At 67.5% G+C, this 9,866-nt stretch carries 8 protein-coding genes and 2 pseudogenes; 5 read left to right on the top strand and 5 right to left on the bottom strand.

Features of this window, described 5'->3' with window-relative positions; genetic code table 11:
- The first annotated feature begins 76 nt into the window (after positions 1-76).
- The 5 genes and pseudogenes from OG446_RS37045 (at position 77) to OG446_RS37065 (ending at position 6,706) form a co-directional block, all read left to right on the top strand.
- The gene (locus tag OG446_RS37045) at positions 77-1,423 is read left to right on the top strand and encodes a TIR-like protein FxsC (protein ID WP_328892022.1); all 1,347 of its coding nucleotides are present in this window, start codon (positions 77-79) and stop codon (positions 1,421-1,423) included.
- Positions 1,420-4,785 (top strand): FxSxx-COOH system tetratricopeptide repeat protein, encoded by a 3,366-nt coding sequence (gene fxsT / locus OG446_RS37050; RefSeq protein ID WP_328892021.1) that lies wholly within the window; start codon positions 1,420-1,422, stop codon positions 4,783-4,785. Before OG446_RS37045 ends, fxsT begins: the two co-directional genes overlap by 4 nt.
- A gap of 65 nt (positions 4,786-4,850) precedes the next feature.
- Positions 4,851-5,273 (top strand): hypothetical protein, encoded by a 423-nt coding sequence (locus tag OG446_RS37055; protein ID WP_328892020.1) that lies wholly within the window; start codon positions 4,851-4,853, stop codon positions 5,271-5,273.
- A 135-nt stretch (positions 5,274-5,408) separates the two neighbouring features.
- Positions 5,409-5,900: pseudogene (locus tag OG446_RS37060) on the top strand (IS5 family transposase); the annotation flags it as partial.
- Between the two features lie 116 nt (positions 5,901-6,016).
- Positions 6,017-6,706, top strand: a complete 690-nt coding sequence (locus OG446_RS37065; RefSeq protein WP_328892019.1) for a DUF6338 family protein — start codon at positions 6,017-6,019, stop codon at positions 6,704-6,706.
- Between the two features lie 208 nt (positions 6,707-6,914).
- Here OG446_RS37065 and OG446_RS37070 read toward each other — a convergent pair whose 3' ends face one another.
- From OG446_RS37070 to OG446_RS37090, 5 genes and pseudogenes are all read right to left on the bottom strand, one after another.
- Entirely contained in the window at positions 6,915-7,682 is a 768-nt protein-coding gene (locus OG446_RS37070) for a transposase (protein WP_328892018.1), read from the bottom strand.
- Positions 7,683-7,733: 51 nt separating this feature from the next.
- Entirely contained in the window at positions 7,734-8,453 is a 720-nt protein-coding gene (locus OG446_RS37075) for a hypothetical protein (protein ID WP_328892017.1), read from the bottom strand.
- Between the two features lie 98 nt (positions 8,454-8,551).
- A pseudogene (locus tag OG446_RS37080) lies at positions 8,552-8,749 on the bottom strand (NF041680 family putative transposase); the annotation flags it as partial.
- Positions 8,750-8,886: 137 nt separating this feature from the next.
- A complete protein-coding gene (locus tag OG446_RS37085; protein WP_328892016.1) occupies positions 8,887-9,168 on the bottom strand; it encodes a hypothetical protein in 282 nt (93 codons plus the stop codon).
- Positions 9,168-9,866: caspase family protein (locus tag OG446_RS37090; RefSeq protein WP_328892015.1), on the bottom strand; the 699-nt coding region annotated here is incomplete at its 5' end. The genes OG446_RS37090 and OG446_RS37085, both read right to left, overlap by 1 nt.

Raw genomic sequence — 9,866 nt, forward strand, 5'->3', positions numbered from 1 at the left:
CTTCTGGGAAACTGCCGACGGCAGACCTGGGGGCGACGTTGGCCGTCAGGGGGGAGCGGACCGGTGGCAGGTGTGCATGGTGCAGCTTTTTCTCAGCTTCTCGGGGGAGGACAACGGCAATGGGCTGGTCAGCGACTTCTTCAACGACCTGTGCACCGAGATCGGTCACATTACCGCCCTCGCGCCGGACAGACTGGGCTACAACTACCTGGACATGCGCAAGGCGATGAGGTGGCGCAGAGAACTCAGTGAGGCACTAGGCTCCTGCAAGGTGTTCATACCGCTCTACTCCCCGCGCTACTTCGCCAGCCCGTTCTGCGGCAAGGAGTGGTGGGCCTTCAGCCGTCGCCAGGCCGACCACATCCTCGGCACGGCCGGCCCCGAACCGGAGATGATCTTTCCGGTCATCTGGGAGGGGGTCTTCGACGGCAGGATGTCCGTCCCCAAGGCCGCCGCGGACATCTGGGCCAAGCAGCCCGACCTCGCCGACCGGTACGCCAAGCGGGGGTTGCGCCAGCTGGTACAGCTCAAGCACAACAAGGAGTACGCCCCCCTCTACCAGGAGATCATCTTCGCTCTGGGTAAGCGGCTGGCCGAGCTCATCGACGACAGCCCGCTGGCGGCCGGCGTGATGTCCGAGGACTTCGACTCCTTCGGCAACGCCTTCTGCGACCCGCTGACCGCGCAGAAGGACACCGCGGCGGCCGGGGCGGTGGCGACCCCGGCCACGGACGACGGTCCGTCGCGGGAGCGGCCGGCCTCCCCGCGCCCCGTGCCGGGTCCCCGCACGTCCCCCTCAGGCCCCAAGCACGTCCGGCTGGTGGTGGCATCGGGCACCCAGGAGGACCTCAGCGGGCTCCGGGAGGACACCACCCCGTATGGCGATCGGCAGCACGACTGGGCCCCCTACGCGCCGGACCACCCCGAGCCGGTCCTCATGTACGCGGTCGAGGTCGCCTCGGAGCTACGGCTCATGCCGCACCCGGAGGAATTCGATGGCGAAGTGGCCCAGTTACTAGACAAGGTGGAGGCCGACAACGAGCTGGCCGTCATCATCCTCGACCCGTGGACCATCGGACTGAGGGACCGTCAGGCCGCGCTGGGCGAGTACGACAAGCGCCTAACCATGAACACCGGGATGGCCGTGCCCCAGAACGCCTCCGACACGGAGACGGCCGCCCATACGGACGCGCTGCGCCAGCAGCTGCTCAGTGTGCTCGGCCGTCACGCGCAGCTGCGTGAGCCGGTGTTCAAGATGTCGCTCAAGACGGTGGCGGCCTTCAAGGACGCGTTACGTCAGATCCTCGTCGAACTCACCCGCCAAGTGATGATGCAAGCGCCCCAGGTGCGCCCTGCCCTGCGCAGTGGTCCGGGCGTGTCGTTCGATTCCAGGCCCTTCCTCGACGGACCCTCGGAGGGATGATGGGGACAGCGACGGCTGAGAAGCCCGGCGAGATCGTGACGTTCTACTCGTACAAGGGCGGCACCGGCAGGACCATGGCCCTGGCCAACGTGGCCTGGATCCTGGCCAGCAACGGCAAATCCGTCCTGGTGGTCGACTGGGACCTGGAGGCGCCCGGCCTGCACCGCTATTTCCACCCCTTCCTCCTCGACAAGGAGCTCCAGTCCACGTCCGGCGTGCTCGACCTGCTGTGGGACTTCGCGTTCGCCGCGCTGGACCGGGAGGGCGATGACGGGCCCGGCTGGCACGAAGCCTTCGCCGACCCGCTGGAGCACGCGGTCTCGCTGCGCTGGCAGTTCCCGGACAACGGTCACATTGACCTGCTGTGCGCGGGCAAGCAGAACAGGTCGTTCGGCCAGCGGGTCAACTCGTTCGACTGGCACTCCTTCTACAATCGGCTCGGCGGCGGGGCCTTCATCGAGTCGCTGCGCGAACAGATGGCGCGTGCCTACGACTACGTGCTGATCGACAGCAGGACCGGGCTGAGCGACACCTCGGGCGTCTGCACCATCCAGCTGCCCGACACCCTGATCGCCTGCTTCACCATGAGCACCCAGTCCATCTCGGGATGCGCCAACGTGGTGGAATCCGTGATGCGGCGGCGGGCCGACCGCGCGGTGCGCGTACTGCCAGTCCCCATGCGGGTGGAAAGCGGCGAGGCCGACCGGCTGGAGGAGAGCCGGGACTGGGCGCAGTGGAGCTTCCGCCACGCGTTCCCACTGGACAGCACGATGGACGTGGAGCGGTACTGGGGCGATGTGGAGGTGCCCTACCGCAGCCTGTACGCCTACGAGGAGCTGCTGGCGACGGTGGGCGACCGGCCGCAGCAAGAGGACACCCTGCTGGCGGCGTTCGAACGGCTCACGACCCATCTGACTCGGGGCGAGATCACCAAGGCCGTGCCGATGGAGTCCGGTCAGCGAGCCACCCTGCGCCGGCGCTACCGGCAGCGCCCGCACGGCCGGATCAGGTTCGACTTCTTCCTCGCGCACGTGGCCGCGGACAAACCCTGGGCGGACTGGATCGCCGCCCAGCTCACCGACGCCGGCTACCGGGTCTCGCCCGACGTGGCGGCCGCCTCCGGCGGCACGTGGTCGTACATGCTGCGCAACGCGCTGGAGGGCAGCGCCAAGGTCCTGGTGCTGCTCTCCCCCGACTTCTCCAGCGGAGCCTGGGCGGCGGAGGAGGCCACCTGGCGCGCCGAAGCGGCCACCGAACAGCCCTCGCACGTCCTTCCGGTGCGGGTCTCGCAGTTCGACGGGCACACGCCTCCCGAGCTGTCCGTCCTCGCGGAGCTCGGGCTCGCCGGGCTGACCGAGGAGGAGGCGAGGGAGAGTCTGCTGGAAGCTGTTGTGGCCTGCCATGGCCCGGCCCCGGAGGCACCGGAGAGCTCCGGCTCCCGCGGGCGGCCCCCGGGGCCCTCTTACCCCGACGCGCTCCCCGGCCTGTGGGAGGTCCCCGAGCGGACGCCGCCGTTCGTGGGGCGGGACGCGGAACTCCTGCGGATGCTGCGGCACTTCCGCGACGACGGGTCCCCCTACGCGATCACCGGCATGGCCGGTGCGGGGAAGACGACGCTCGCGGTGGAGTTCGCCCATCGCGCCCGGGGGCACTACGGCGCCGCCCTGTTCATCCGGCAGTCGGACGTGTGCCACGACTGCGACGACGAGTCGGCCCTCGGGGCGGCGCTGCGCGACGTCGGACACCGGATGCGGTCCCTGCCGCCCGGGCCGAAGGTGCTGCTGGTGCTGGACGGGTTCGAGGGGGTGACGCTCGACGCGCTGCTCAGGCATCACCTGCAGTGCCACGTCATCGTGACGCGCCGCCGGGACGCGACCGCGGACTTCCGCTACAGCACCACCCTGCGGGGCTTCTCCCCGGCCGAGGCGACCGAGCTGATGAACCGGTACGTGCCCGGCATCCCCGCCCACGCGGCGGACCAGATCGCGGTGCGGCTCGGCTTCCTGCCCCTCGCGCTGCGGATCGCCGCCAACCAGCTGAGTGTGTCTAGTTCCAGCGTCTCGGACTTCCTGGTCCTGCTCGACAAGCGGCTGGACCAGGTGGTGCTGCGGGCGGGTGGGGATTCCGGCCATTCGCTCATGGCCCGCTTCCAGCGGATGTTCGACCGGCTGGCGCGGCAGAGCCCGGCGGCGGCCCACCTTCTGGCGCTGCTGGCCCTCACCGCCCCCCACCCCATTCCGCTGCGGCTGCTGAGGGCGGATCCCGAGGTGTTCGGGCCGCCGCTACGGCTGACGGTGGTGGACGGCGATCACCAGGAGAAGGCCGTACGGCCCCTGCTCGTCGAGAACCTCGCCGAGGAGAAGGGGGCGGGGCTGCGCGCGCACCCCGTGCTGGCCGCGGTGATCCGCACCAACCTCTCCGCCGAGGACCACGAGCGCCTCTCGCTGGAACTCACCCGCATGCTCGTCGCGAACGATCCGGGCGACCCCGGTGACGCGGCCGACTGGCCCGTCTACCGCTCGCTCATGCCGCTGGTCAACTCCGTGCGCTGGTCGGCGGAGACCGGGTTCCGCGAACTGCTGCTGCGGTTGTGCTGGTACCAGCTGTCCACGGGTAACCCGCTGACCGCCAAGGAACTGGCCGACCGGGTGACCAAGCAGTTCGAGCCGCTGCTGGGCTCGGTCCACGAGGACACCCTCGCGGCGCTCCACATGGTGGCACTGTGCGAGTGGGAGCTGGGCAATGTGCAGCAGGCCGAGGCGGTGCTGCGCCGGCTCACCGAAGCGCGTGAGCGGCTGCTGGGTCCCATGCATCCGGCGACGATGGCCTCGAGGAACAATCTGGCGGCGGCGCTGGCCGGTCAGGGGAATTGGCTGGAGTCGGTGGAACTGCACCGGCAGATCCTGCGGGCCAGGATCACGAGTCTCGGCCACGACCACCCCGACACCCTCGTCTCGGAGGGGAATCTCGCCTCCTCCCTGTACGGCGCCGGGGATTTCGACCACGCGCATCAGATCGAGTCGTCCGTCTGGCGAAAAAGGGTCGACCGGTTCGGTGAGGACCATCCGGCGAGTCTGGCCTCCGCGGACAACCTTGCGTCCATCCGGGAAAAGGTCGGTGAATTCGCCGACGCCCTGGTCCTGAGGCGGCGCTCGCTGGCCGGCCGTCTCAAGACAATGGGAGAACAGCACCCCGATACGCTCCGCTGCGCAGCGAGTCTGGTTTCCGCCCTGGTGGCCAGGGGGGAAACGGATGAGGCACGTGATCTGGCCCGGCTGATCAATGAGAACATGCACAAGGTTTTCGGCCCCGACAACGCCCTCGCGCGTCGCATGAAAGAGGTCGCCGAAGGGGACCACTGAGACATGCGGAAGAACGGTCTCGGCAGTCGGGAGCAGACTTTATGAATGTATGGAGGTGATCAGGGGTGGAACCATTCGCGGCGTCGATCGCGGCGGCGGCCGGCCGGGTGCTCGTCCAGGCCATGGTGACCGAGTCGTGGCCCGTCCTGCGGGATCGTCTGGCGCGGCTGATGAGCCGTCGGGCCGAGGACCGCGAGGCGCAGATGACCAGCGCACTGGAGGACACCCGCCATGTCGTCCTGAGCGGCTCCTCCAGCAGTGAGGTGGCCGCGATCCGGTGGCAGGGCCGTCTGGAGGCGCTGATTGAGGACGATCCCAGCGCGGTCGAGGAGCTCCAGTCGATCGTGGACAGCTCCGCCGACCCGTCGGTCTACCGCCCGATCTCGGTGGTTAACGGCAGTACGGCCGGATGGACGCAGATCGTGCAGCACAACCTCGGAGGAGGGACCATCCAGGTCTCGCACGCCTCCGCGCGCCCCAGTCCCTGACCGGTGTCCGGCCATGCCCCGGTCCGAGGTCAGTAGGGGGCAGGGCGGGACGGCAGGGACACGGACGCCACGAGGCGTCATCGAACGAGGGGGGAAGGCACCTGGAAACCTGTGGAACGTCCAGCATGAACCACCCCCGATGAGGGACTCGGACGGTCCCGGGGCGGTCTGACCTCCAAGATCCACCTCGCCGGTGAAGGCGGCTGCCGCCCCATGGCTCTACTGATCACTCCAGGTCAGTGGGGTGGCGCCCCACAGATGATCGAGGTCTTGGACCGAATCCGGGTTCCCCGCCCGCTGGTCGGGCGGCCCCGGACCAGGCCCGATCATGTCAGCGGCGACAAGGCTTACAGCTCCCGCCGAAATCGCCGCTACCTGCGAAGACGCCGCATCAAGCACACGATCCCCGAGCCGAAGGACCAGCGGGCCAACCGCCGGCGCAGAGGCAGCGCGGGCGGCAGACCCGCCGACTTCGACCCCGAACGCTACCGGCGACGCAACGAGGTCGAACGGACCATCAACCGACTCAAGAACTCCCGCGCGGTCGCCACCTGTTACGACAAGCGGGCCTATGTCTTCCACGGCACGGTCACCGGAGCGGCAGTCCGCCTATGGCTCCGCCCATGATCCGCCGGACAGTACCTAGCGCACACCGGCTGAGAAACAGGACGGCTTGTCATGGTTCAGGTGGTGCGCTGTACGGTGACTGACGGCCTTGTACCTACGGACCAGAAGGGCCCCTTGTGCCCACCACTGTCACAGGTCTCGTGTTGCTGGTTGTTCTCCTGCTTCCGGGCCTGACGTTCGTGATCATCCGAGAGCGGCGGGGGAGCGAGCGCCGTCCCACACCGTTCCGTGAGACGGGCGCAGTGGTCTTCTGCAGCGTTCTTACCGAGCTCGCCGCCCTCGTACTCTTCGCCCTGGCACGTGGGTTGATGCCTGGACTGACGCCGGACGTCGGCCGGCTAGTCCGTGAAGGACTTGGTTATGCGCGGGATCATTACGCCCAGTTGGGCTGGTGGGCTGTAGGGCTACTGTTGTTTGCCTGTGCGCTGGCCGCAGCTGCTGCTGCGCTCACGGCAGGCAAGCCGCATGCGTCTGCGATGTCGGCGTGGTGGATCATGTTCGACAGCTGGTTTCCGGGAGAGAACCCCCTCGTCGGCTGCATCCTTGAGGACGGCTCTTACATCGAGGGACGCCAGGCATCGTTCAACGTCAGTTCAGAAGACTCGCCGGACCGGGACTTGGTCCTGGTGGAACCGCTGAAGTACCGCCCGCCCGGCGAGACTGAGACACATGCCGTTCCCTGGGGTGCTGCATGCGTCTCGGCCCGCCGGATCGTGACGATGTTCGTCAGCTACCCCCCTGCCCCTGAGAGGGCGACGCGGGCGGCGGCGGTGGCGACGCAGGGGTCCGCCCCGGCTGCATCGTAGGTTTGTGACCCCGGCCCCCAGACTGGCCTGCCGGCTTGGTCTGAGGCTGGCTACCTGAGCGGGGCACCTTCGGCGAATCAGCCACGAGGCCTCCTTCACGGACATCGGTGCTCTGACGACCGCAGGCAGCCACCAGAACCTTCCGCAGTACACCCTACCGAGCAACCGCGGGCCACAAGACCCCGCTGACTAAAGCTTGTCCCGCTATCTATACGGCGAGGATGAGGTTGTGCAGGCGGGCGATCCCGAGCATGGCGTGGTGGACTCCGTTGCCCTTGAGGCGGCAGTCACGAAGGATCTTCCAGCTCTTCATTCGGGCGAAGGTGTGTTCAACGCGGGCGCGTACCTGCTTGTGGGACTTGTTGCGTAGCAGTTTCCAGTCGGGCAGTTCCTCGCCCTTGCGGCGCCGGTGAGGCATGACCAGGTCGGTGCCGGGGCAACCACCGTCGGCGATCGTCATCGTGTTGCCGACGGCGGCCTTGGCCCCGGATTCCTCCCACGCCTTGCAGTCGTTCCGGTTACCCGGAAGTGGCCGGCCGACCACGACGACCAGGCGGCTGTCGGCATCGATGACGACTTGGTGGTTGGTGGAGTACCGGTAATTCTTGGACTGCTCGGCCACCGTGTGGTCGCGAGTGGGCACCAGCGTGCCGTCCACGATGAGCACGGTGTCCTTGCGGAACCGCTTCCGGGGCTGGAGCGCGAGCAGGGGCCCGAGGTGGGTGATGATGCGGTCAGCCGCGGACTTCGAGATGCCGAACAGCAGGGCGAGCTGGCGCATCGTCAAGTTCGTCCGCCAGTACGCCGTGACCAGCAGTACCCGGTCCTCCAGCGGCAGGCTCCACGGTCGGCCCCTGCGAACCGCGGCCGCCCCGTCGTGCCGCAGCATCGTCACCAACTTGTTGAAAGAGCGCGGGCTCAGCCCGGTGAACGGAGTTATCCACGCCGGCTGCGTAGCCGTGATCACAGCAGTCACGGCAGGGTCGTTCCAAACATGACCACTTGCCGTTGGGAATGGGCGTGTGAGTCAGGGCGTCAGCGCGGCTGCCACCCGGGCCAGGCGATCGGCTGACAGGGTGAAGCGCTTGGTGGGGTTGCGGAAGGAGTACTCGCCGTCGTTCCCGGAGAAACCGTGCCCGGCTATCGTCCAGCGTGCGGGGCCGGGAGCCCCTTGGTCCTGCAGAAGAGCAGAGGCGAGGGTTTCAGGGTCTTCCACGCTCGTGCGGGCGTGCAGCGCACCTGCCAGACGGCCAACGGCATCATCGGGTACTGCATCGTCGCCGAACGCGGGCAGCAGGAGCAGCAGGCGGGAGTGGGGATCGGTGGTGCTGCCGCCGGGCAGGGTGTTGTCCGCTGCTGCCACGAGCTCGGGCCAGGACAGGCCCGGTCCCATGAAGTGCCCGTCATCCCTGGCCAGGAGTTCGGCCTGGTCCCAGTCGGGGTGGTGGAGGAGGTAGTCCGTGCCGGTGTCGTCTGCGACCGTGCGGTAGACCACGTGAAGACGGTGATCAGCACCGAGGGAAACCGTGAATGCTGGCCACTCGGCCCGCGCCCACAGCCGCCGCTGGAAGTCGTTGGCCGCGTCGTAGTCCGCGCCGAACAGCAGTTCCTCGGCGTTCTCGCTCTGGATGCACGAGTAGAGGTGCCCCAGCCAGAAGAGCGGCTCGTCCAGGAGCCCGGCCTGGTACGTGAGGGGGCCGCCGCCGTAACCCGGTATCCGGGCAGGCTGCAGGTCTGCACTGTTCATCACGGGAACATCATGCCGCCCTGGCGCCGCGCCCTTGAGGCCGGGCGCACCAGACGATCTTTGCGGGACAGCCCTTAGGGCGATTTCCGGTAACCCCTTGCCCCATGTCCACGGCGGTATTTGGGCAGGAGCGTCAGCTCGACAACCGAGTGCACCGCGCCGGACGCATACAGCACCGCGTCCGCGAGTTCGAACAGCTCATCGCCACGTCGGGTCAGACACGCGTAGAACTCGTCCCGGAAGCGCGACGCTTGCGCGAACGCTTCCCCCGGGACCTCCTGAGACAAGAGACTCACTCTCACGGCCTTCGTCTTGATCAGTGCACCTTGGTCGGAGCTCATGATCAGACGAAGGCCGCCTCACTGTCCGGCGAACGCCTAGCTCAACGGCATAGTTCGAAGCACATTTCGAGGCCGCAGGGTAAAGAACAAGCTCAGTCGGTCAGGATCTCGATGACTGTGGGCAGGTATCGTTGTACCTGCTCGCGATCGCTCTCCTGTACTTCGGGCGGAAGTTCCTCGTAGGGGGTGCGGATCTGTTCCTCCCATCGAGAGACGAGCTCTGTGGGGATTACCAATGAGCCGTCGTCGCGACGCTCGCACTGGTCGTGTAGATACTGCTGCCAATGGGCCCAACGGTCGTGTTCGATCGCCGCGAGCCTGTCGATTGCCCGATGGTTCTCGAGCGTTTCGCGGATTCCTTCTGTATCCGACATCAGATCAATTCCTGCTTCACGAGGGACCAGTAGTGCTGGCCTAGCACGGTTAGCTCGCACGTCTTGGAGTTCATGGCCGCGTGCCACATGTGTGGTGCGCTCACTGGGCGCACCAGGTTGACGCGCACCAGCGCCTGCAGGACTGCGAAGTCCGCATTCTTGACCGGGTCCGGCGCCGGGAACGAGGGGTCCTCGGCTCCGGTGCGCTCGGGCTCGTAGCTGGGATCCAGTTGGAGCAGGGTGGTGGGCTCCTGGAACAGCTCGACAAGCTTCTGCAGCTTCTCAAGCTCGATGGGGGCATCGGCCTTCCGCAGCGACACGAACTCCTTGACGTTCGTCTTGAAGATCGGCCGTTGCGACCACGGGCCGAGAGACTGGTCCACGTGAGCGTAGACGCTGCCCGGCGTGACCTCGCCGACGAGGTTGGCCGCAGACCCGCTGAGGGCGTCTACGAACAGGCTTGTGAAGACGCCTGAGCCGCCTGTCTCGATCGCGTACTGATTCGCCGCCGATGCGGTAAGGATCGTGACGCCCTCGGAGATCTCTGCGACCTTGGCGGAGACCGCGCTGCCGCCAGCTGCGCCGCTGTGGCAGCTGTCGAGGATGATCACCTTGTTCTTTGCCGGCGACCTGTTGGCGTAGCCCATGATGTCCGCGAGCGAGAGGCCGTCGTGCTCGCTGTCGAAGTCGCTCGCGCA

The organism is Streptomyces sp. NBC_00236, from assembly GCF_036195045.1.
In the GTDB taxonomy this organism is placed as follows: domain Bacteria; phylum Actinomycetota; class Actinomycetes; order Streptomycetales; family Streptomycetaceae; genus Streptomyces.